Origin of the sequence: Shinella yambaruensis, from assembly GCF_022899355.1 — a bacterium.
GTDB classification, from domain to species: Bacteria; Pseudomonadota; Alphaproteobacteria; order Rhizobiales; family Rhizobiaceae; genus Shinella; species Shinella yambaruensis.
Genome location: NZ_JALJCK010000019.1, coordinates 26,295 through 50,703, shown reverse-complemented (window position 1 = coordinate 50,703; position 24,409 = coordinate 26,295). Strand labels below are relative to the sequence as shown.

The following is a 24,409-nucleotide window of genomic DNA, read 5'->3' as shown; positions in this document are numbered from 1 at the left end:
TCGCTAGGCGCGCCGCCGCGCGGCGGGCGGGCTTGCCGCGAGCGGGGCCAGCACGGCGGCGATGCGGTCGGCGATCGTCTGCACATGGCTGGCGTGGTGCAGGAAGAAATGGTCGCCCTCGATCAGCGTCTGCGAAAAATCGCCGGCTGCGACGGTGCGCCAGCGCCCGATGCCTTCGACCGGCACTTCCGGATCGCCGGTGCCGCCGAAGACATGCAGCGGGCAGGCGAGCGGGCGTGCGTCCCGTTCGGCGCGGATCGTCTCGCTGAGCCGGAAATCGCTGCGGATGATCGGCAGCAGCAGCGCCATCAGTTCCCGGTTGTCCAGCACCTCGCGGGGCGAACCGTTGAGGGCGCGCACCTCATCGAGAAGGCCGGCATCGTCAAGATGGGCGCGTTTCGGCGCGGGGTCCTCGCAATCCGGGCTGTGCCGGCCGGATGGGAAGAAGGCGAGCGGCGGCAGTCTCTCCATCAGGCCGAGCGCGATGCGGTAGCCGAGCGCCGCGCCGAGGCTGTGGCCGAAGAGCGCATAGGGGCGTGCGAGATGCGGTCTCAGTTCGGCGAGCAACTGGTCGGCGAGGCGGGCCGGGTCGCTTTCCAGCCGCTCGCCCATGCGCGTGCCGCGGCCGGGATATTCGACGGGGCGCACGGATATCCAGTCCGGGAAGAGGCGGTTCCAGTCGCGATAGACCGCCGTGCTGCCGCCGGCATAGGTGAGGCAGAAGAGATCGACGGTCGCGAGCGGTTTCGTGTCGGAGAAGGGAAGGCAGGTCATGAGGCGGCTCGTCGGGTTTCCTGGGGAAGGGCGCTTTCGGCGGCGGGGCTGCGGCTGGCGATCGCCGCCTGGAGGCCGCCGAGCGTCGGTTCGCGGAAAATTTCGGCAAGGCCGATCTCCACGCCGAAACGCTCGCAGATCGCGCGGGCGAGGTGGACGGCGAGCAGGGAGTTGCCGCCGCTCTGGAAAAAATTCTCGTCCGGCGAAAGCGGCATGCGGCCGGTGACCTCGGCCCAGAGGCTGGCAAGCGGGCCAAGCGTTTCACCGAGCGCCGGTTTTTCCATAGTGTCCGTATGCGTGAGGCCGGCGACGACGAGCGCGGCGGCTGCCTTGCGGTCACGCTTGCCGTTGGCGCTGAGCGGCAGGGCGTCGAGATGGACGAAGCGGTCGGGCACCATGTAGCGCGGCAGGCGCTCGGCGAGCCAGGCGGCGAGCGGGATCGACGGATCGGCCGCGCCGGTATGGCAGGCGATGAGCATGGGCGCGCCGTCCGGCCCCGGCACGGCAAGGGCGAGCGCCTGATCCACGTCGGGGTGGCGCGTCAGATGCGCCTCTATATCGCCCGCCTCGATGCGGTGGCCGCGAATCTTCATCTGAAAATCCTTGCGGCCGAGGAATTCGATCGCGCCGCAAGGCATGATCCGGCCGAGATCGCCGGTGCGGTAAAGCCGCCGGCCGCTGGCGTGGCGGATGAAGCTCGCGGCGGTCTTCGCCGCGTCGTTCAGGTAGCCCTCGGCAAGCCCGAAACCCTCGATGTGGATTTCGCCGGTGACGCCCGCCGGGCAGGGGCGGCCGCGTGCGTCGAGCACATGCAGTTGCTGGCCGGCCAGCGCAAAACCGTAGGGCACGGAGGTCCAATGGTTTTCGACCGTTTCGACCGGATAGAAATTCGACCAGATCGCCGCCTCCGTCGCGCCGCCGAGGCTCCAAAGGCGCGTTTCGGGATAGTCCGCACGCAGGCGGCGGGCGAGCGGCAGGGGAATCCAGTCGCCGCTGAGCATGATGGTCTTCAGCTGCGACAGTTCCGGCGCGGGTCGGCGGCGCGCGGCGCTGAGCGCCATGTCGATGAGGGCCGGCACGGAATTCCAGACGGTGACGCCGGCGCGGGCGCAAAGGGCGAGCGTCGCGTGCGGGTCGGGGAATTCGCTGTCCGCCGGGACGACGATGGCCCCGCCAGCGGCGAGCGTGCCCCAGATATCGTAGACCGAGAGGTCGAAGCTCAGGGCGGAAAGCGCGAGCACGCGATCTGCCGCCGTGATGGCGAAGCGCCGGTTGATGTCGAGGATCGTGTTGCGTGCGGCGGCGTGGCTGATCACCACGCCCTTCGGTGCGCCGGTGGAGCCCGACGTGTAGATGACATAGGCCCGATCCGAAGGCGCGCGGCGGGACGGGATGGCGGCTTCACCCGCATGCGCCGCGATGTCATCGGCCGTCACGGCGCGCGCATCCGCGGGCAGGTCGCGCAGGTCGTCGGCGATCAGCCAGCGGCAGCCGCTGTGGCTGAGGATGGTGTTGCGCCGTTCGACGGGCAGGCGGCTGTCGAGCGGCAGCCAGACGAGGCCGGCGAGGCTGACGCCGACGACGGCGACGATCTGGGCAAGGCCTTTCGGCAGCGCGATCCCGACGATGTCGCCCGCCCGTGCGCCTCGGGCAAGGAGCGCTGCGGCGACCGCTTCGGCTTTCCGGCGCAGGTCGGCATAGGTGAGGGCTGCACCCTCGGCGTCGATGATCGCGGTGGCCGACGGGCTCGCCTGCGCTGTCGCGAGGAAGAGGTCGGGCAGCGTGCCGGCGCGGTCGTCCGGATGATCTTCTGTGAGGGCTTGCAGGGAAGGCGCCTCGGCCTCCGCCGGATCGTCGCGGAGCCATGCGGACGGATCATCGACGAGCGCCAGGAGCGCCGCCTCGTAGCGGGCAAAGATCGTTTCCGGAAGGTTCTCGGTGAAGACGCCGGTCACATAGTCCCAGTAGTAAATCAGGCCCTCATGGTTCTCGATGACCTGGTGGTCCATCGAGACCTGCGGCGTGCGCAGGTGGCTGCCGACAAGTTCGAAGCGGCTCGTGTGTTCGTCCGGCAGGACCGGGCGGCCGCTGCTGATGCCGCTGGTGAAGACGAAGGGGGCGGCGGGCGTTTCGGCGCTCGCGGAAAGTTGCAGCCGGCGGATCAGCGAGACGCCGCTGACGCTCGCATGGGCGAGGCGTTCGGCCATCAGCGCCTGAAGCCGCCGTGCCTGATCGGCGAAGCTGCCCGTTCCCGTGCAGTCGATCAGCGTCGTGTTCGAGCAATTGCCGGTCATCAGCGAAAGCTCGGGGTGCTGGAAGGGCCGGTGGTTCGCCAGCACGTTGAGAGTGAAATCCGGGTGCGTGGCGAAGGGCCGCAACGCCGCGGCATAGAGCGCCAGCATGGCCGCATTGGCCGTGACGCCTTGTTCGGCCGCTCGGCTCTTGAGACGCCGCCAGCGTTCGGCGTCGAGCTTGCCGGCGAGGCGGCGGAAATCCGACCAGAGCGGCGTTTCCCCCGTCGCCGGCAGGTCCGGCGGGCCGGGCAGCGTCGGCAGGGTTTTTTCCCAGTAGGCGATGCTCTCGGCGGACGTCGCGTCCTTCAGGGCAAGCGCATAGTCGCGGTGGCTGAGGCTCGGCGGCGGTTCCTCCCCGGTGATGTCGTCGAAGAGATAGCGCAGCAGGTCGCGGAAGATCATGGCGAGCGACGGTCCGTCGATCGCGATCAGGCGGAAGGCGATGAGGAGGCGGTCGCTGCCGTCGAGCCGGACCAGCGTGGCGGCGAGCGGCGGGCCCTTTTCCAGCGGCGGCAGCGTTTCCGGATAGGCTTCGCAGAGCGCGCCGAGCCGCGATGCCGCTTCGTCCGGCGCGAGCGCGCGAAGATCGACCACCGAAAGCCGGCAGGGGTTTGCGCCGGGCGGCGGGATCACCTGTTCGCCGCTCGGCAGGAAGCGGGCGGTCAGCGCCTCATGGCGGCGTTGCAGGCGCTGGAGGGCCGTCTGCACGGTCTCGGGCTCGATCGCTTCGAAGCGGCAATGGTGGAAGAAGCAGGGAATCGCCGATTGCGCGTAGCCGCCATGCTCGCCCACCCAATAGGCTTGCTGGAGGTCGGTCATCGGATAGGGCTCGTGCCGCGCTTCCGGCCGCGCGACAAGCAGGGGCGCGGCCTGCGTCAGCTCGCCGATCAGCGCCGCCTTGTGGTGGCCGAGCGCCGAGCGCAGCGCGGCGGTCATCAAGCCCTGCGGGGCGGCATAGCGCAATTCACCCTCCGCCACCCACAGCCGGATGCGGCTTTCCTGCATGCGGCGCTTGAGTTCGCCGAGCGTCATCGGTTCCGCGCCGGTCATCAGATCACTCCGCTTTCGAAGGTTTCGTCCTCGATGGCCTCTGCCGCCGGAAGATCGGCGACGAGCCGCGCCTGATCCTTCAAGAGCGGCGCGCGCAGCAGCGAAGCGAGATCCGGCGCGGCGCCGAAGCGGTGCTGGATGAGGCTCGAAAGCCGCGTCATCAGCAGGGAATCGCCGCCGAGCACGAAGAAATTCGCCGAGGCCGAGACGATCTCCTGGCCCAGCACCTCGCCCCAGAGCACGGCGAGCACGGTTTCCAGCCCCTCGGCGAGGGGATCGTCGGCCTGCTCGACCTCGCGCACCGCGCTCTCGACGGCGGCGCCGAGGCGCGAGCGGTCGACCTTGCCGTTGGCGGTCAGCGGCATGGCGGAGAGCTGATGCCATTGCTGCGGGGCCATGTAGTCGGGCAGGCGGGTTTTCAGCCAGGCGTCGAGCGTCTCGCGGGAGAGGACGGTCGCCGTATCGCCGTTCTGCGCCAGCACGACGTGATAGTTCATCCGCTCGACCGGGTTGCCGGGTTTCGGCAGCGCGGTGCGGCGCGCAAAGCCCGCCCGTTCGAACACGGCCTGCCAGGCATCCGCGCTCAGCATGGGCAGATGGGTCTCCAGCCGCTCGTCCTCGTAGTGGCTGAGACCTTCCACGAAGCCGAGGCTGACGAGCTGGAAGCGCGGATTGCGCGTGCCTTCCACCAGGAGGAGATGGCCGGACGGTTTCAGCAGCGAGCGGATGAACCGGCTGCTGCGGTTCACGTCCATCGCGTCGTGCAGCACGTTCGCGCCGATGATGAGGTCGTAGGCGGTGGGCTCCAGCCCTTGCAGCGCCGGGTCTTCGTTGATGTCGTAGAGGCCGAAGCGCATCTGCGGCCAGTCGGCGAAGACATTCTGCGCGTTTTCGAGGAAGTAGCGCGAGAGGTCGGTGAAGGTGTAGGTGAAGTTTTCGTGCGGCAGGGCCTTCAGGATGTCGTGCGTGACGGAACCGATGCCGGCGCCGAACTCCAGGATACGGATGGGGCGGGCGGGATCGTGGCCCTCGAACAGGCCGCGCACGGTTTCCCCGGCCACCATGTTGAAGTGTTTCGAGACCGGGTTCTCGCGATACCAGCTTTCGACGAAATCGGTGCGCCCGCCCTCGAACATCAGTTCGAGCGGATTGAGCGTGCCGTCGAGCAGGGCGCGCGGATTGGCGATGCAGCGCTCGTAAAGCGACCAGATGCGGCGATCGTAATCCGCCCCCGCCGCCGCGCGGGCCGCGATGCTGACCTGCAATTCTGCGCGGCCGTCGGCCTCGGCGATGCGCGGCGTGGCGCGGTAGACGTCCGCGGCGCGGTCGAGATAGCCGTCCGCCTCCAGCACGTCGAGCCAGCTTCGGAAGAGTTTTGCGTAGTTCTCCTTCACACTGAGCGCGGACGAGATTTCGTCCTCCCGCGCCGTGTCGCCGGCCTTGCGGAAATAGCCGGCCTCCTGCATCGCGCCGAGCATGACCCAGGTGCTGAGTTGCTCCATGGCGGCGAAGTGCGCGCCGTAGCGGTCGAGGTCGAAATCGTCGGGCAGGTCGTTGCAGGCCCAGTCGCCCACGGTGAGCGCGCGGTGCCAGCCGTTGTCGCCGTTCGTTTCGCCGCGCTGCGCCGGCGCATCGGCAGTCAGGGTGAAATAGGCGTGCAGCTGCTTCAGCGGCGCGCCGCCATAGACCACGGCCGCCTCCGCCACATGCGGATGCTCGCCGAGCACGGCCTCGATCTCGCTCGGCTCGATGCGCATGCCGTTGATCTTCAGCTGGTTGTCGATGCGGCCGACGATCTCGATCTCGCCGTCCGCGCCGAGCCGGCCGAGGTCGCCGGTGTGGAACAGCCGCTCGCCGCTCGGCGCATGCAGGCGGTAGCGCTCCGCCGTGCGTGCCTCGTCGCGCCAGTAGCCGAGCGACATGGCAAGGCCCCCGGTGCAGATCTCGCCGACGACGCCGGTCGGGCACTCCTGCCCGGCCGGGTTGAGGATGCGGCAGGTCTGGTTCTCCAGCGGCCGACCATAGGGGATTTTCGTCCAGGCCGGGTCGAGCGCGGCGAGGGGATAGTAGGCCGAGACGATCGCGGTCTCCGTCGGCCCGCCGATGCTGTGGATCGCGCAGTCCGGCCACAGCGCCTTCAGGCGGCGCACCAACTCAAGGGGAATCCAGTCGCCGCCCATCATGACATGGCGCGGGGCGGGCAGGTCCGCCCCCCTCAGCGCCTGCGCGTCGAGCAGCATGGAGACGAAGGCCGGGACGGCGTTGATGATGGTCGGGCGATGGCGCTTTACGAGGTCCAGCCAGTGCATGGCGTCCTTCGAGCGCTCGCGGTCCGGCAGGATCACGGCCCCGCCGGTCGCCATCATGGCGTAGACGTCGAAGACCGACATGTCGTGATGGAAGGCGCAGAGCGAGAGTGTGCGGTCGGCCTCGGTGACGGCGAGGCGGCGGATGAGCGCGGCGATGGTGTTCAGCGGGCCGCGATGGTCGAGCATCGCGCCCTTCGGCTGGCCGGTCGTGCCCGAGGTGTAGATGATGTAGGCAAGGTCCGTTTCCGTCTGCCGCGGTTCCGGGGCCGTCTCCGGCAGGCCGTCGAGGGTAAGGCCCGAAAGCTCGATCCGGCGGAATTCGGGCGGCAGGGCGGGACGGGTGCCGCTGGTCAGCACGGCGAAGGGCGAGAGGTCGCGAAGGATGGCGGCAAGCCGCTCGTTCTCGTAGTCGCCGTTGACCGGGACGTAGCACGCGCCCGCGGCCTGGATCGCGAGGGCCGCGAGCACCGCATCCGGCTGGCGCGCCATGACCACGGCGACGGGTTCGGACGGTTTTACGCCGAGCGCGATCAGGTGGTGCGCGAGGCGGTTCACGTCGGCCCGGAGCGCGGCGTAGGTCCGGTCGCCCTGCGGGCTGAGAATGGCGACGCTCTCCGGCCGCGCCTCGGCGCTGCGTTGCAGAAGCGAGGGCATGAGGGAGCCGGAAGGCCGCTCTCCGGCGACGGCGAGGCCGGCGGCGAGGCTGCGGTCTTCCGCGGGGCGGAGGTCCGGAACCAGCGTCTCCCAGAGTCCGTTCTCTTCGGACAGCATCTGAAGAAAGTCGGTATAGGCGCGGAACATGCCCTCGATCAGCCGCGGTTCGAACAGGTCGTCGGCGATGAACCAGCGCGTCACCAGCGCCCCGCCATATTCGGTCGCCTGATAGTCGAGCCAGACCTGCGGCGTCTGGTTGATCTGGAAGACCTGGCGGCTGGTCAGCGGCCAGTCGGCGCGGGCGGGATCGTCGAAATCCATGCCGATCATGCTGGTGAAGACCACGGGCATGTCGACGCTGTCGGCCCCCGTCCTGCGGTGGCGGCCGAGCTCGCGCATCAGGCGGATGCCGTTGAATTCGCGGTGGGCCAAGGCCTGCCAGAGGTCATCCTGCGTGCGGCGGGCGGCGGCAAGGAAGGTCTCGCCCTCGCGCGCGGCGACGGGCAGCAGCATCAGCGAGGTGAAATCGCCGCAGATGTCCATGACCTGCGGATGCACGGCCTTGCGGTTGAAATAGGTGATGTTGAGGGTGAAGTCTGGCGCCTTGCTGTAGGTCGACAGCACATGGGTGAAGGCGGTGAGCAGCGCGCCGCTCGCTGTCAGGCCGAGCTTGGCGGCCTGCGCCTGGAACCGCTTCCAATGGGCGGAGGACAGGCGATGGTCGAGCGTGCGGAAGGTCGGGCGCGTTACCTCGGCCGGTGCGCGGCGGAGCGGCAGGTCGGGCGCGGCCGGGAAGGTGTCGAGCTTTTCCAGCCAGAATGCTTTCGCGCGCTCCCATTGCGGGCCGCGGCGCGCGACTTCCTCGGCGAGCACATAGTCGCGGAAGGAGAGGGTGAGGTCCGGCAGCTCGGCGTCGGGGTCGGCGAGCAGCGTGGCGAGCTCGCCGAAGACCACGCGAAAACTCTGGATGTCGAAGACCAGGAGATCCATGTCGAGATGGATGCGCGACAGGCCGCCCGGCAGATGGCTCACCGTCAGCTCGAAGAGCGGCCAGGCCTGCGGATCGAAGACCTGATAGGACATGCGCTCGCGGATCGCGCCGAGCTTTTCGTCACGCTCGGCCTCGGCGAGGCGGGTGAGGTCGCGTTCCTTGACGGCATAGTGCGGCGCGGTTTCGAGAATGCGCTGGCGGCCGGCCGGCGTGATGACGCAGCGCATCATCTCATGGCGGCGGATGAGCCGGTTCCAGGCCGTCTCCAGCGCGCAGACGTCGAGGTCGTCGAGATCGATCTCGATATATTCGTGGCAGGAGACGCTGCCGAGCTGCATGCCGCCGCTGCGGCCGACCCAGAAGGCCTGTTGCAGGTCGGTGAGCGGGAAAGGCTCGAAGCGTTCTTGCGGGCGCGCGATAATCTCGATCTCGCCCTTGCCGAGCGGCTTGGAGAAATCGATGTCGTCGCCTTCGGCGAGGAGGCCGGCGATGTGTTTCGACAGCGCGTCGATCGTGCCGTGCTCGTAGCCGGCGGTCGGTGGCAGCGTCAGGGCGAACTGGCCGTTTATGATGTGCACAAGTTCGAGGAAGATAAGAGAATCGACGCCCTGTTCGGTCAAGGGCTTGGCGGCGTCCAGCGCGTCGCTGGCGAATTTCAGCCGCTTGCCGATGACCTGGCGCAGATAGCGGGCGATGCGCGCGGCGCGTTCGGCCGGGGAAAGGCCGCCGAGCGCGAGGTCGACGACAGTTTCCTCCTCCCGCGCGCGCTCCATCTCGGCGGCGAGCAGCGGGCGCAGCAGGCCGCGCGTCGCCGGCATGCCGCCGGTGGCGGCGGCGAGGGCGGACGGATCGACCGAGATGGGCACGAGGCCGCTCACGCCGTCCTTCAGGAGGCGGTTCATCACGGCAAAGCCGGTCTCGGCGGGGATCGGGCGAAGGCTCGTCTTGCCGAGCTGTTCCAGCTTGTCGGCGCGCCGGTCCATGGCGAACTGGCCCCAGGCGATGGAGAGCGCCGGCGCGCCCTTTGCCCGAAGATGGGCGGCGAAAGAATCCTGCCAGGCATTGGCGGCGTTGTAGGCCGCGCCCGGCATGGCGAGCAGCGAGGCGGCGGAACTGAACAGGCAGAACAGCGCCAGCGGCTGGTCCGCCACGGCCTCGTAGAGCGCAAGGCTGCCCGCCACCTTCACGGCGATGGCGGAGGCGAAGCGCTCCGCGGTCTCGTCGGCCAGCAACTGGCTGGTTCCGGCATGGGCGGTGTGGAACACCTGGCCGACCGGCCGGGGGAGCGCGGCGATGCCTTTGCGCAGGGCTTCGACATCGGTGAGGCTGGTTTCGACCATGGTGACGGTGACGCCAGCGGCGGAGAGGGCCGCAAGGCAGGCGTCCTGCGCGGCGTCCGGCGCGCGGTGGAGGACGATGGCGAGATGACGGCATCCCTGATCGGCGAGCCACAGGGCGAGTTCCCGGCCGACCGCGCCGAAACCGGCGACCAGCGTCAGCCTGTCCTGCGGCCAGGCGACGGGCACGGTGTCGCGTATCGCCGGGTGGCTCTCCAGCGTCGGCTCGTAGAGTTTTCCACCCCGCAAGGCGAGCGCAGCGCCGAGATCGTGCAGGTGCTCGAGATGAGCCGCCAGCGTCTCGATGTCCGTGGCGTCGCCGATGTCGAGGCAGGCGATCGGCAGGTGTGGCTGCTCGTTGCGCAGGCTGCGCCAAAGCTGCATGACCGCCCAGTCCGGCCCGAAGGCCGTGGCGTCGAACGGGTCGCAGGCATGCGAGACGAGATTGGCGATGCGGCAGGCCGGATGGGCGAGACCGTAGTGCAGCCATTCGAGCGCGCGCGTCACCGCCGTTCGGAGATGGGCATGGCCGTCGCCGAACGCGTCGGCGGCGCCGGCTCCGCGGCAATCCACCACCTGGGCGAAATCGCCCTCGACCGGCGCATCTCGCAGGATGACGTTGTGGCCGATCCAGCGGCCGATGGCGGCGAGGTCGCCGGCCACCGCATTGTCGCCGACGATCAGCCAGTCCTCGGCGGCCGCGATCGACGAGCGGCTGAGCTTTTGCTGGTAGAGGCGCGCAAGCTCCTGCCAGCGCCAGCGCCAGAGCTGGACGGGTTGGTCTTCCTCGGCGCTTTTCGGCGTGACGAGATCGAGGCGGGCGAGGCAGCGCAGGCCATCGGTGAGATAGGCGCCGTCCTCCACCTCCCTGACATCCGTCGCGGCCTGCCAGCCGGGCGAGAGCCAGCCGCCCGAAATCGCCCTGCCGGCGCTCGCGGCGGCTGCCAGCCACGCGGCGAGCGGCAGCGAGGGGGCGTCCGGCAGATCGGACCCGCAGGCCGGCTCGTAGGTTGCGTCGATTGTCGCATCTTCGAGCGAGAGGCTGATCGCGCCGCGGCCGAGGAAGCCGCGGCTGTCCGTTGCGTGCAGGGGACGGGCCGCCAGCGGCAGCGGGTGTGCGAAGGAAAGGCGGAAGCCGCTGTCGCGTCCTGCAAGCGGTTGCCACAGGGGCGAAAGCAGCGGCGCGAGGCCGGACGCCGTGCCGCTGCGCGCGGTCGCCACAGTGTCGCCATCCGGCCAGCACCGGCTTTTGGCGAGGCGGATGGCGGGCATTTCGGTGAACGCCGCGCCGGACGCGCGATAAAGAGACTCCACCGGTTCGTCACAGCCGAGCCGGTAGAGTGCCGCGATGACGGCGGCAAGGTCCGCTTCGTTCCTGTCGACGACGGTCCCGATGGTCTGGGGCAGCTCCATGCTGCGGAGCAGACGCGAGAAGCTGCCGTCCGGGCCGATTTCCAGCACATGGTCGATCTCGAATTCGGCAAGCCGCTGCGCCGCGCCGTAAAAATTCACGGGCTCGCGCAGCTGCCGATACCAATAGGCGGCGTCGAGTTCTTCGGGCTCGACAGCATAGGCCGTCAGCGTCGAGAGCATGATGCAGCTCTCGTCGTCTTGCTGCGGTGCCGGGCAGGCTGCGGTGAAGTCGGCGCGGATCGCCTCCATGGTCCGCGAATGGAAGGCACGGTTCACCGCGAGGCGGCGATGGGCGATTTTCTGGCGTGCGAGATCGACGGCGAGCGTCGTTACGGCACGCTCCGGGCCGCTCAGGCTGTAGCGCTCGGGGCCGTTGATGGCGGCGAGGCTGATCTCGGTATGGTTTTTCAGCAGGGCTTCGAGCTGTTCCGCCGGCAGGGAGAGGGCGATCATCGCGCCGGGTTCCGTGCCGTTTTCCATCAGCTGGGCGCGCGCCGCAACGAGGCGGATGGCGGCGTCGAGCGGCAAAAGCCCGGCCGTCACCGCGGCGGCGAACTCGCCGACCGAATGGCCGAAGACGAGATCGGGCGCAAGGTCCCAGCCGCGCAGCATCTCGGCGAAGGCGTATTGCCAGCTGAAGAGGGCCGGCTGGGTATAGAGCGTACGGTCGAGGTCGCTCGCCCGCTCGGGATCGAAGAGCACGCGGTCGAGATCGGAAATCCCGTTCGCGGCGAAACCGGCGAGGCAGGTCTCGATAGCGTCGCGGAACGGCGCGCTCTCGCGATGGAGAGCCGCGCCCATGCCCGCATATTGACTGCCCTGGCCGCTGAACATCCAGGCGGTGCGGCCTCCGCCGGCCTTGGCGGGCCTTGCCGCCCGAAGCGCATCCGCAAGCTCTTCCGCCGTCCGGCCGGTCACGGCGATGCGATGGCCGAAATGCTGCCGGCGCAGCGCGGCGGTCGCGCATTGGGCGGTGAGGCGGCCGTCGTCGAGCCGATCGGCGATGAGGGGAAGGCTTTCGCCGAGCGTCTCCGCGCCATGGCCCGACCAGACGAGCACCTGTCGCGGCGGGGCGATCCCGGCCGATGCCTTCCGTGTCGGGGCGGCCGCGACGATCATATGGCAATTGGTGCCGCCGATGCCGAAGGAACTGACCGCCGAGATGCGTCTGTCGAAGCGCGCGGGCCATTCCGCCGTTTCGACGGCCAGGTCGAAAGGGGAGGCGGCGAAATCGATGCGGGGATTTTCCGGCTTGCAATGGAGGCTTGCGGGAATGCGGGCCTCGCGCACCGAAAGCGTCGCCTTGATGAGGCTTGCGACCCCCGCGGCGGTATCGAGATGGCCGACATTGCCCTTCACCGAGCCAAGGGCCGTGTTCTGCGAATCAGCGCCGGCGGCGCGGTAAATCTCCGAGATCGCACCAATCTCGACGGGATCGCCGAGCGGCGTGCCGGTGCCGTGCGCCTCCAGCATGCCGATGTCCAAGGGGGAAACGCCGCTTCGCGCGAGCGCCTCGCGGATCGCGCGCTGCTGCCCGTCCCGGCCGGGCGCAGTATAGCCGATCTTGGCGCTGCCGTCGTTGGAGACGGCCGACCCGAGGATGACGGCGTGGATCGTGTCGCCCTCCCGCTCCGCATCCGCCAGCCGCTTGAGGGCGACGAGGCCGAGGCCGTTGCCGGCGACGATGCCCGTGCCGGCCGCGCCGAAGGGCCGGCAATGGCCGTCCTCGGAAAAGATCATGCCGGACTGGCGGAAATAACCCGCGCCCTGCGGGAAGGAGATGGCGACCCCGCCGGCAAGCGCCGCGTCGCAGTCGCGCGCCAAAAGGCTTTCCACCGCCTGGTGCACGGCGACGAGCGAGCTGGAGCAGGCGGTCTGTATCGTCATTGCCGGACCGGTGAGGTTCAGCTTGTAGGCGGCGCGGGTGACGAGATAGTCCTTGTCGTTGCCCATCAGCTGCTGGAAACTTTCCGTACGGGTGATCTCCTCGGCCCGGATCGGCGGCAGGAGCGGCTGGTAGGTGCTCTGGCGGCAGCCGGCGAAGGCGCCGACCTTGAGGCCGCTGCGCGTCAGGTTGGCACTGTCCATCAGCCGCCGGCATTCCTCCAGGAACAGCCGGTGCTGCGGGTCCATCAGTTCTGCCTCGCGCGGCGAATAGCCGAAGAAGGCGAAATCGAAGCAGTCGGCGTCCGCGACCACCGTGCCGGCGTTCACATAATCCGGCCGTGCGGCGAGCGCCGGGTCGACGCCCTGGCGCTCCATCTCCTCGCGCGAGAGCGGGCGGATCGCCTCATGCCCCTCGACGAGGTTCTTCCAGAAGGTCTCGACGTCGGGCGCATCCGGAAACCGGCAGGTCATTCCGATGATCGCAACGGGTTCAACAGTCACGGCGTTCTCCGCAGTCCGGCACTCGTTCACGCGCCGCCGGCCGGCGGTCGCGGGTCTGTTGTCCCTTAAACAATGAAGCGCCGGGTACGGACCGCTCCGCAGAGGAGCGAATTAGGCCGGATGCGGAGTTTAGGTGCGGGAGGCACTTGCGGAGTTTTTCGATTTACGACCTTGAAAGTGTTGAGGAAAACAAGTCTTGCGAGTAGCGCCATGGAGAATTTGAAACAGTATGTTGCAAAATGTCGCCGAGCCGTTTAGTGCTGCCGTCAGCCTGTGTGCCCGGGAGTGCGTGATGGAGTGTGACGAAACGCAAACGGCGCGGCGCGGACGGACCTGTCGGCCGGCCGGCGCGCAAGAAAGGGTGGACTACCTTTCGAGCTTCCGCCTGTTGCTCGGCCATGCCGGCGGCGCGCGGCGCGCCATCGTCCTGTCGATGCTGCTCGCCACGCTCGCCGCCGCCTTCGAGCTTGTGCCGCTCTACATCGTCTGGCGGGTCGTCGTTTCGGTGATCGAGGGCACCGTGTCGCTTTCTTCCGTCCTGTCGTCGGCGGGGCTTGCCGCCGGTGTCGTCCTGCTCGGCCACGCGGCGCAGGCAGCCGCCGTCGCCAAAGGCCATGCCGCCGCCTTCGGCGTCATCCGCAACCTGCGCCTCGCCGTCGCGGCGCATCTTTCGCGTTTGCCGCTCGGCTGGCTTTCCGCCCGCACCGGCGGGGAGGCGAAGGCGCTGGTCATCGACGAGCCGGAGCGGCTGGAGATGATCGCGGCGCACGGCATCCCGGAGGGCACGGGTGCCGTCGTCACATGGCTCGCGGTCTCCGCCTGGCTCTTTGCCGTCGACTGGCGCATGGCGCTCGCCTCGGTGTTCCTGACGCCGCTCTCCTTCCTGCTGATCGGCATCGCCATGCTGCGCTCCGCGCGCAAGGTGCCGGCGTTCCAGGGGGCGAGCGCGCGCATGAACGCCGCCGTGGTGGAATATGTCGCAGGCATGCCGGTGGTGAAGATCTTCAACCGCAGCGGCGAGAGCCTCGCCGGGGCGGCGGCCGCCGTGCGCGACTATGTGCGCATCGAAACGGAGATCACGCGGGCCTATGTGCCGCTCGGCGGGGCGTTCAACGCGCTCGTCCTTGCCAATATCACGCTGATCCTGCCGGCGGGCCTCTGGCTCATGGCGGCCGGCACGCTGGATGTCGCGACCTTCGTCTTCTTCGTCATTCTCGGCGCGGGCTACAGCCTGCCGCTGATGAAACTCTTCGCGCTGTTCCAGCATCTCGCGCAGATTTCCGTCGCCTCGCGGGCGGTGGAGGACCTGCTGGCGACGCCGGCCCAGCCGGAGGCGGCATGTCGCGTGGCGTTTTCCGGCCGCGATGTGGTTTTCGACAATGTTTCCTTTGCCTATGGCGAGCGCCTCGTGCTGCGGGATGTGTCCTTCACAGCGCGCGCCGGCGTGGTCACGGCGCTGGTCGGCCCGTCCGGTTCGGGCAAGAGCACGGCGGCGACGCTCGTCGCGCGGTTCAACGATGTCGCCGCCGGGCGCATCACGCTCGGCGGCGTCGACCTGCGCGACATCCCGACGGCGCAGCTGATGGACGAGATCGCCTTCGTCTTCCAGGACGTCTTCCTGTTCTCCGATACGATCGCCGCCAACATAGCGATCGCCCGGCCGGGCGCGAGCCGGCAGGAGGTGCGTGCGGCGGCGCGGGCGGCCCAGGCGGACGGCTTCATCTCGGCCCTGCCGCAGGGCTATGACACAGCTATCGGCAGCCGTGGCGTGCAACTTTCCGGCGGTGAACGCCAGCGCATCGCCATCGCCCGTGCCATCCTGAAGGATGCGTCGATCATCGTGCTCGACGAGGCGACGGCCTTTGCCGATCCGGACAGCGAGGCGGCCATCCAGGCGGGGATCAGCGCGCTTGCCCAGGGCCGCACGCTGATCGTCGTCGCCCATCGGCTTCACACCATCGCGGCGGCGTCGGAGATCGTCGTCCTGTCGGAGGGCCGTGTGGCCGAGCGCGGCGGCCATGACGCCCTGCTGCACCGGCGCGGCCTCTATGCCGACCTGTGGGCGGATTGGGAAGCGGTGCGTTCGGCCGCCTTCACCGGGGAAAACAGGATGCCGGAGGCGGCGCAATGAACGTCCACGTGCATGACGTTTCCGCCACGGCCGGCTCCGATATCCGCAGCCTCGTCCGCCTCTTCGGCCTGACCGGCCCGCACAGGGGCATGGTGGTGCGGGGAACGTTTTTCCGCTTCCTGCAATCGGCCGCGCTCGGCCTCTCCTTCGCCGTCGCCGTCTGGGTCGTCGCCGATCTCGCCGAGGGCCGCGCCGTCACCGCCGCATGGGCCGCGCAGGCGAGCGCGCTGATGTTTTGCGCCCTTTCGGGCCAGGTGCTCTTCGGCCTGCTGGCGACCCGCGACTGCTGGATCGCCAGCCATCTCGTCGCGGGGAACCTGCGGATGGCCATGCTGGAGCGGCTTCGCCTGCTGCCGATGGGCTTTCACCTCTGCCGCCACAAGGGCGACACGGTGACGGCGCTGACCGGCGACATGCAGATGCTGGAGGTCTTTCTGGCCGAGGGCCTGCCGAAGATCGCCCAGGCGATCGGCCTGCCGTTCGCCGTCTTCTGCTTCCTCCTTGCGACCGATTGGCCTGCGGCGCTGATCGCGCTCGCGCCGATCCTTCTCGCCGCGCCCGTCTTCCTCTGGTCGAGCCGGCGCCTGGCGGCGCTCGCGGCGGACCGGCAAGGCGCCCAGGCGGAGGCCGCGGCGCGGATGATCGACTATGTCGAGGGCATGAAGGTCATCCGGGCGTTCAACCGGCTCGCCGGCGGCTGGACGGGTTTTCGCGCCGCGCTCGACCGGTTCCATGCGGTTTCGGTGCGCATGATCGCCGCGCTCGTCGTGCCCATGGTCGGCTTTGCCGCCATCGTGATGCTCGGCATTCCGCTGGTCGTCGCGCTTGCGGGCTATCGCCATGTCGTGGGCGAGATTCCGGCCGGCACGCTGGTTTGCGTGCTCGGCCTGCTGACGACGCTCTACGCGCCGATCCTCTCCCTGCTCAACGTCATGGAGACGGCGCGTACGGCGGAGGCGTCGCTGGCGCGCATGGACGATATTTTTCACGCCCCCCTCCTGCCGGAGCCGAAGACACCGGCGCGGCCAAACGGCTTTGCCGTCTCCTTCGAAGGGGTCGGCTTCGCCTATGTGCCGGGACGGCCGGTGCTGCGGAACGTCAGCTTTGCGGTCCCCGAGCGCAGCGTCGTCGCTGTTGTCGGTCCGTCCGGCTCGGGCAAGAGCACGCTGCTCAACCTGTTGTCCCGCTTCTGGGAGGTCGGCGAGGGGCGAATCACGCTCGGCGGCGTCGATCTTCGCGCGATGCGGTTCGAGGATCTCGCCGCGCACATCGCCGTGGTCTTCCAGGACGTCTACCTGTTTTCCGGAACGATCCACGACAATATCGCGGAAGGCCGGCCGGGGGCGGACCGGCGGGCCATCGAGGCGGCGGCGCGGGGCGCGCAGGCGCATGATTTCATCATGGCGCTGCCGGATGGCTACGAGACGCGCGTCGGCGAGGGCGGGGCAATGCTGTCCGGCGGCGAGCGGCAGCGGATCTCCATCGCCCGCGCCATCCTGAAGGACGCGCCGATCGTGCTGCTCGACGAGGCGACGGCAGCCATCGACCCGAGCAACGAGCGGGCCATCCAGACCGCCCTTGCCGGCCTTGCCCGGGACCGTACGCTGATCGTCGTCGCCCACCGCCTTTCGACCATCCGCAACGCCGACCATATCGTCGTGCTCGACGGCGGGGTGGTCGCCGAACAGGGCACGCATGACGACCTGCTGGCGCGGGGCGGGCTCTATGCCCACCTCTGGGGCTTGCGCAACCGGGCGGCACGCTGGCAGATCGGCGACGACGAGACGGAGGCAAGGCCATGAGCACGACGGGACGCAAGCGCGCGCCGCGCGGCGGCGTGGAGGGAGAGGCCCGTCCCGGACGCCCGGCGCTTATCTCGCGTGAGGCGATCGCGGTGGCGGCCCTCGACATCGGCCTCGACGGGGCGACGCTGGTGCGGATCGCCGCCCGCCTCGGCGTCGACCATTCCTCGCTCTATCGCCACGCCAGGAGCCGGGACGATATCCTGCTCGCGGCGGCCGACCTCGCGATCGGCCGGCTCGACTGGCGATCCGAGACAGAGGACTGGCAGGATTACCTCAGGACCATGGCGGAGGCCGTGTGGGACCTCTACGAAACCCATCCGGGCCTCGCACAGGTGCTGGGGCGGCTGGGCAACACCCCTCAGTCCGGCATAGAGGCCTTCGCCGAAGCGGTGCGCCGGCTTGAAGCCCTCGGTTTTTCGACGTCCGATGCCGCCCTCGTCGTCGACATGATCATCGACATGACGACGGAAAGCGTCTCCGCCTGGCAGAGCCTCCAGCAGCCGCGCGAGGAGGGCGACACGCTCGGCGAGAAGGTCGCAGGCGCGTGGAGCGAGGCGGGCAGGATCGACGCGTCGATCGCCACCGCGCTCAACACCATGGCGGAGGTCCTGCGCAGCCATCCGCGACAATGGTGGCGGCGCAAGCTGGAGGTGATCCTTGCGGGAGCCGCGACGCTGCGCCCGCCAGACGCGCAGGGCGGAAACGGCTGACCGCGAAGCGCCCGGCATGGCCCGATCTTCCGCGGCGGGTTATATATCTGGAGTTTTTTTGTCATGTTTATTGCTAAATGCAAATTCATGACTTAGTGTCTGCGACATGGCGGCGCATCAACCGCCGGAACGGCCGTGGTCCGATCCGGCGGTTGCATTCGTCTATGCTCCAAGCGGTTCCACCTTGAACGGGTTGTCGTAGATGACGGGATTGTCGGATCATTCTCAAGCGCATCGACCTGCGGTTTCCGCGCGGGATTTCTCCAAGGCGTCGATGGTGTTCTGTGACGACTATGCGCTTTTGACGCAAAAGGCCGGCGGCGACGAGGAAAGCCCGCTCTTCGAAGGCTGGCTGGGGTTGCGCGAGCTGAGCACGGGCATCAATCTCAGCACCGCGCAGATGACGGCGCTGAGCGACAGCGACCATTCGGCGATCTTTCCGCGCTCGCTCTCCATCGTGCTGTCGCTGGAGGGCCGGCCCTCCGAGTTCAATCCGGGCAACGGCTGCCAGACCATGGTGCTGCAACCGGGCGAGGCCGCGTTCTTCTCCTTCGCCGACGACGTACGTACCACCGGTCGCTACAGCCGCGGCCATCGCTGCAAGTCCATGCTGATCCAGCTTCGGCCCGAGGTGATCGCCGAGGCCAATCTCGCCGATTTCGTCGATGCACGCACGCGCAGCAGCGAGATCGTTCCCTTCGGCACGGGCGTGCGCATGAGCGCGCTCTGCGGCCAGCTCTTCAATCCGCAACTGTGCGGCACGGTGGGCTGCCTGCTCGTCGAAAGCTACACGCTGGAGGTCGTGGCCCTCGCCATCCAGGCCGCCGGCCGGGAGGGTCCCGACGAGCGCTCGCATGTCAGGGGCAACGACCGCATGCGCATGGCGCGCATCCGCGACCTGATGATGTCGGAACCCGGGGCCGAGCACAGCCTCACCTCGCTCGCCCGCGAGGCCGGCGTCAGCGTTTCCAGCCTGAAGATCAAGTTCCGCGAAGTCTACGGCCAGTCCGTCATCGCCTTCCTGCATGACGTGCGCATGGAGAAGGCGCGCGACGGGTTGGAACGCGACGGCTGGACCGTGACCCAGGCGGCGCACTTCGCCGGTTACCGCCATGGCAGCAATTTCTCGACCGCATTCCAGCGCTATTTCGGTTATTCGCCGGGACAATTGACGCGCGGCGAGATTTATCCGCACGCATAAGGAAACTGCCCGCCGGCATAAACCCGCCCTATGGCGATGCCGGAGCCGAGACAATAATCTTCCTTTGATTTCAAACCGCGAAGCGAAGCCGACCGTGGGCCTTTTGGTCCGCGCCGGTGCACTTCGCCCATTCGACTGGAGTATCGAATGCCGCCCGCACAGACTGAACCGCGTCGCACCTTCCTCGCCCGCACCCATGCGGCGACCGGCGTCAAACGGATCGGCGCGCCGACCCGGCGGGCGCGGCTTCTGGCCGGCGTCGTCTTCACGGTGACGATGGCTGCGGCGGGCTCGGCGCTGGCGCAGGACGTGCGCGAGGAGGACAAGACCGACCGCGTGACGACGAGCCAGACCCAGGCCGCCGACGGTTCGACCACGCTGGAGGCGATCACCGTCGAAGCCCGCCGCTATGCCGAAAACCCGCTCGACGTGCCCGTCAGCGTCTCCGTGGTGACGGACCAGAAGCTGACGAACGAGCGGATCAACGACGTGCAGGATCTTTCGGACCGCGTCGTCGGCCTACAGATCCCCAATTACGGTGACGATCCGCGCACCGCCCAGCCGATCGTGCGCGGCGTCGGCACGCTCTCGACGCTGCTGTCGCCCGACAACTCGACCGCGCCGACCATCATCGACGGCGTGCCCATGCCGGCCTTCGCGGCAAGCGGGCAGATGCTCGACGTCGGCCAGATCGACGTGCTGCGCGGGCCGCAGGGCACGCTCTTCGGCCGCAACTCGACGGGCGGCGCGATCAACATCACGAGCATGGTTCCCGATGCGGAGACGATCCGCCAGATCACCGCGGAAGTCGGCACCGAGGGCTACCGCAAGGGCGAGTTCATCCTCGGCGGCGCGATCAACGAGGAGCTCTTCGGCCGCTTCGCCGTGCGTTACCAGGGCCGCGGGGCCTACGTCAAAAACGATCATCCCGGCGAGAAGGACATCGGCGGCTTCGACGTCGGCGCGATCAAGAGCACCCTGCTTTGGACGCCGGGCGATACGACGGAGGTCAAGCTCACGCTCGGCTACGAGAAATACGACGGCGACACCGGCTATCCGTACCTCCTGCGCGACAGCCACGCCTATCAGGAGACGCCCGAGTTCAGGCGCGACCTCGGCTATGTCACGCTGAACACCTCGCACGATTTCGAGACCTTCGCGCTGAAGACCACGACGGGCTTCACCTATTACGACATCTACAACTGGACCGACAATTCGGACGGTTACATCAACAGCGCCACCTTCGGCGCGTTCGGCATGGTCATTCCGCCGGAATTCTACACCAATGACGGCGAGTTCAACGTCACGGACCAGCGCGAAAGCCAGTTCTACCAGGAAGTCCGCCTGCAATCGCTCGACGATTCGGAGACGAAGTGGGTGGTCGGCGGCGTCTTCTCCTATAACGATTTCCATGAAGATGCCTTCGGGACCTCGACCATGTCGGCCTCGATCAACGGCACGCGCGACGTCAACCTCACCTCGACGTCCTCGGCGATCTTCTTCGACATCGCCCAGCCTTTCGCGGAACGCTTCGAGATCGGCGGGGGGCTGCGCTACACCCATGAACGCAAGAAGATCGACGCCCTCTACACGGGCACCGGCTTCCCGGGCACGGTGGCGAGCTTCGCGCAGGACAGCGCGCGCAACTTCGACATGTTCTCCGGCCGCGTCTCGCTCAGCTACAAGCTCAACGACGAGAACCTGATCTACGGCAGCGTCAGCCGCGGCAACAAGGCGGGCGGCTTCCCGCGCTTCACCGGCAATGCCGCGATCGGCCTGCCGGAAGACGGGTACGACGCCACCTCGATCTGGACCTATGAAGTGGGCTGGAAGGGCGACCTCATCGACAGCGGCACGAGCTTCGCCGTCGCCGGCTTCTACAACGACGTGACGGACGAGGCGATCTTCGGCTTCGACCCGGCGACCATGACCTTCCCGATCGAGAACTTCGACCTGAAGACCTATGGCGTCGAGGCGGAGGTCCGCAAGGAGTTCGACAACGGCTTCGGCGTCTTCGCCGGCGTCACGCTCACCCATTCGGAGATCACCGGTATCCCGGCGGGCGGCGTCCTGCAGGCCAAGGTCGGCAACGAGGTGCCGAACGTGCCGCTCTGGTCGGCCAATCTCGGCCTCACCTACCAGGGCGAGGCGGACTTCCTCAACATGTCGGGCGATCCGATGCTCACCGGCTATCTCGGCTACCGTTTCGTCGGCAAGCGCGCCGGCGACACCGGCAACAATTTCGATCTCGACGCCCAGCACATCATCGATGCGCGGGTGGGCCTGAAGATCGACCAGACGGAATTCTATGTGTTCGGCGAAAACCTCATCGGCGACCGGCTGGAGCAGCAGGGCGCGCATATGACGGCGAACATCAACTCCGTCCTGGTCTCGCGCGGCCGCACGATCGGCCTCGGCATCACGACCAGGTTCTGATCGCCACCCTGAAGAAATGACGGCCCGGGCCAGTGCCCGGGCCGGTGAAAACGAAAGACGAGGACCGAAATGAAACCCGCGAACTGGATCCTGATCGCCAGCCTCTACGTCACGCAGTTCCTGCCGGTCTCCTTCTTCTTCATGGGCCTGCCGGCGATCCTGCGCGAACAGGGCCGCACGCTGGAAGAGATCGGCGCGCTCTACCTGCTCGGCTTCGTCTGGGTGTTCAAGATCCTCTGGGCGCCGCTCGTCGACCGCGTCTCCTTCGGCCGGCTCGGCCATTATCGCGGCTGGCTGCTTATGATGCAGGCGGCGATGATCGCCATGCTCGTCCTCATCGGCCAGATCGACGGCCTCGCCAATTTCCCGCTGCTGGTCGTGCTCGGGCTTGTGCTTACCGTCTTCTCGGCAACGCAGGATATTGCGACGGACGCCGTTACCTGCCGTCTCCTGCCGGCGGAGCTGCGCGGCCTCGGCAACAGCGTGCAGGTGGCCGGCGGCCTCGTCGGCATCGTGCTCGGCGGCGGGCTTACGCTCGCGCTCTACCCGACGATCGGCTGGACCGGCTGCTTCCTCCTGATGGCCGGCGTGCTCGCCGCCTGCTTCGTGCAGATCCTCTTCTTCCGCGAACCGCAGGTTCCGGCGTCCCTCTCCGCCGCCGGTTACGGCCGCATCTGGCGCGTCTGGGCGCGGCCGGGCATGGCGGGCTGGGCGGCGCTGATGGTCATCGTGCCGCTCGGCATCGGCATGATCTTCGCCATGCTGAGCCCCATGCTGGTCGATATCGGCTGGCCGCTGGAGGCCGTCGGCTTCACGCTCAACATCGTCGGTTCGCTGGTCGGCCTTCTCGCCGTCTTCGGCGCGGGCCTGCTGATCCGCCGCTTCGGCCGCAAGCGCATGCTGGTGAGCGCGGCCTTTGCGCAGGCGGCGATTATTCTTTCGGTCCTGCCGCTTGCCGGCGGCGCGCGCGAGACGTTGCTGATCGTGCCCGGCCTGGTTCTCGTTTTCCTGATCTACAACCCGATCGCCACCGTGATGCTGACCATCATGATGGACCGGTCGGCGGCGGGCAGCGAGGGCACCGATTTCACGGCGCAGTACAGCCTCTACAGCTTCATGGGCTTCCTGTCGGGCGCCGTCGCCCTCCAGGTCGCCGGGGCGGTGGGTTACCAGGCGCTGGTGCTGATCGCGGCAGGCCTTGCGGTCCTCGCCGGCCTGCTCGCCCTGAAGCTTTACCGCGAAGACCGGGCGGTGGCGGACAGTCCGGCGGCGGGCGCGCCGGCCTACGGCGTCTCCGGCTGAAGGCGCGCGGGCCGGGAAATGCCGATGCCAATGCCAGCGGGAAGACTCTGTCCCTTCTTCCATAATGCGTGAGGTGTCCCATGATGCAGACCAGACAGCGCGAAGACATCAAGGTTTTCGACAGTGCCGATTGCGAAGAGGCGTTCGGCATCCGCACCGAAGTCGTGCATCTCGATCACGGCATCAGCCTTACCATGGTGAGCGGCGCGGCCCATACGGGTTGCGACCTGCCGCTGGCGCTGCCGCGACGCGGATCGGCGATGGTTTTCGTCGTTGCCGGCACGCTCACCCTGCCCGGGCGGGCCGGGCAGCGCGGGATTGCCTTCGGCAGCGGCGAGGCGGCGCTCGTCTCGAACGGTTTTTCGGCCGAACCGGCGACGGTCGGGCGCGATGAGGCGCTCTCCGTCGTCATCGTCGGCCTGCCGCACGCTTATATGAGCCGCGTCTTCAGTGCGGCCTGCCCGGAGGCGATCCGGATGTTTCTCGCCGGCGACGGCGCGCGCGGGCTCAGCCGCGAAATCCTGCCGTCCGCCTCCATTCAGGCCGTGCTGCACCAGATGGCTACCGCACAGGTCAGCGAGCCCCTGCGCTCGGTCTTCCTGACCAGCAAGGCCTACGAGCTGATCGCGCTTGGCCTCGAGCGGCTGTGCATGGCCCATTGCGATTGCGCCCTTTCACCGGGCGATATCGAGCGGCTGAAGCGGGCGCGCGATATCCTCAGCGAGAACCTCTCCGATCCGCCCTCGCTGGTGGCGCTCGCCCATGAGGTCGGCATCAACGATTTCAAGCTCAAGAAGGGCTTCAAGGTCCTCTTCGACACGACGCCCTTCGGCTATCTCAAGGAACGGCGGATGATCGTTGCGCGCAGCGCGTTGCTGGCGGGCGAGCAGTCGGTGACGACGGTGGCGAACCAGGTCGGCTACACCAATCTCGGCCACTTCGCCGCGGCGTTCCGCAAGCAGTTCGGCACGACCCCGAAGGCGATGAAGAAGACGTCCCATACGCAGATCGGGCGGGTCGGCCGGGAGACGAGCCTTGCGCTCTGACGCATTTCCAGCCGAAGCGGCATCGCCGCGGTGAAAACAGATGCTGGAGCAATTCCGTGAACCGGATTCCACCGGAATTGCTCCAGCGCAACCGGGATCGGGAGGAGGCAGCATGCGCCTGACACGGCAAACGGAAATCGCAATCAGCATTCTCGTGTCCTGCGCCCGACGCCGCAGGCAGATCGACACCAACCTTGCGGCAGCGGAGGCCGGAACGTCGAAGGACCGCGCCGCCCATGTCGTGCTTCAGCTCTCGAAAGCCGGATGGATTGCCACGCGCCGCGGCCGGTTCGGCGGGCTCAAGCTGCTTCAACCGCCTGACCACATCCTGCTCGGCGACGTCGTGCGGTTGACGCAGCCGCGCGCCTTTGCCCTCGAAACCAGCAATCAGGAGGCATTTCTGGGACCGCTTCTGCGCGATCTCACCAACTCCATGCTCGACCTTCTGGATTGCCATTCGATCGCGGATCTCGTGGAGGCCCACCGGGACGTGCAGTGTCCAGATATGATGCCACCGGCCTTGCGGCTGGCGCAGGGCCATGACGGGCGCGCGTGACGGATGGGCCAT

11 protein-coding genes are annotated in these 24,409 nt (G+C 68.1%); 8 read left to right on the top strand and 3 right to left on the bottom strand.

All coding sequences use genetic code 11. The features are described from left to right. Positions 1-3: 3 nt before the first annotated feature. Genes MUU56_RS29845 through MUU56_RS29835 form a run of 3 tightly spaced genes read right to left on the bottom strand, consistent with a single transcriptional unit; the run spans position 4 to position 13,210 of the window. Positions 4-774 (bottom strand): thioesterase II family protein, encoded by a 771-nt coding sequence (locus tag MUU56_RS29845; RefSeq protein ID WP_245081974.1) that lies wholly within the window; start codon positions 772-774, stop codon positions 4-6. Further along, positions 771-4,118, bottom strand: a complete 3,348-nt coding sequence (locus MUU56_RS29840; protein ID WP_245081972.1) for a non-ribosomal peptide synthetase — start codon at positions 4,116-4,118, stop codon at positions 771-773. Before MUU56_RS29840 ends, MUU56_RS29845 begins: the two co-directional genes overlap by 4 nt. Beyond that, entirely contained in the window at positions 4,118-13,210 is a 9,093-nt protein-coding gene (locus tag MUU56_RS29835; protein WP_245081970.1) for a non-ribosomal peptide synthetase/type I polyketide synthase, read from the bottom strand. Before MUU56_RS29835 ends, MUU56_RS29840 begins: the two co-directional genes overlap by 1 nt. Before the next feature lie 361 nt (positions 13,211-13,571). Between MUU56_RS29835 and MUU56_RS29830 the strand changes: the two genes are divergently transcribed. The 8 genes from MUU56_RS29830 (at position 13,572) to MUU56_RS29795 (ending at position 24,397) form a co-directional block, all read left to right on the top strand. Further along, a complete protein-coding gene (locus MUU56_RS29830; protein WP_245081968.1) occupies positions 13,572-15,341 on the top strand; it encodes an ABC transporter ATP-binding protein in 1,770 nt (589 codons plus the stop codon). After that, positions 15,338-17,143 (top strand): ABC transporter ATP-binding protein, encoded by a 1,806-nt coding sequence (locus tag MUU56_RS29825; RefSeq protein WP_245081965.1) that lies wholly within the window; start codon positions 15,338-15,340, stop codon positions 17,141-17,143. Before MUU56_RS29830 ends, MUU56_RS29825 begins: the two co-directional genes overlap by 4 nt. Further along, positions 17,140-17,856, top strand: a complete 717-nt coding sequence (locus MUU56_RS29820; RefSeq protein ID WP_245081963.1) for a TetR/AcrR family transcriptional regulator — start codon at positions 17,140-17,142, stop codon at positions 17,854-17,856. The genes MUU56_RS29825 and MUU56_RS29820 overlap by 4 nt, the downstream gene beginning before the upstream one ends. Positions 17,857-18,130: 274 nt before the next feature. Then, positions 18,131-19,057, top strand: a complete 927-nt coding sequence (locus tag MUU56_RS29815; protein ID WP_245081962.1) for a helix-turn-helix transcriptional regulator — start codon at positions 18,131-18,133, stop codon at positions 19,055-19,057. A gap of 147 nt (positions 19,058-19,204) precedes the next feature. Then, entirely contained in the window at positions 19,205-21,493 is a 2,289-nt protein-coding gene (locus tag MUU56_RS29810) for a TonB-dependent receptor (RefSeq protein ID WP_245081960.1), read from the top strand. A gap of 69 nt (positions 21,494-21,562) precedes the next feature. Next, a complete protein-coding gene (locus tag MUU56_RS29805; protein WP_245081958.1) occupies positions 21,563-22,795 on the top strand; it encodes an MFS transporter in 1,233 nt (410 codons plus the stop codon). An 80-nt stretch (positions 22,796-22,875) separates the two neighbouring features. Further along, entirely contained in the window at positions 22,876-23,841 is a 966-nt protein-coding gene (locus tag MUU56_RS29800) for a helix-turn-helix transcriptional regulator (RefSeq protein ID WP_245081956.1), read from the top strand. Between the two features lie 112 nt (positions 23,842-23,953). Further along, a complete protein-coding gene (locus MUU56_RS29795; RefSeq protein WP_245081954.1) occupies positions 23,954-24,397 on the top strand; it encodes an RrF2 family transcriptional regulator in 444 nt (147 codons plus the stop codon). Positions 24,398-24,409 lie beyond the last annotated feature (12 nt).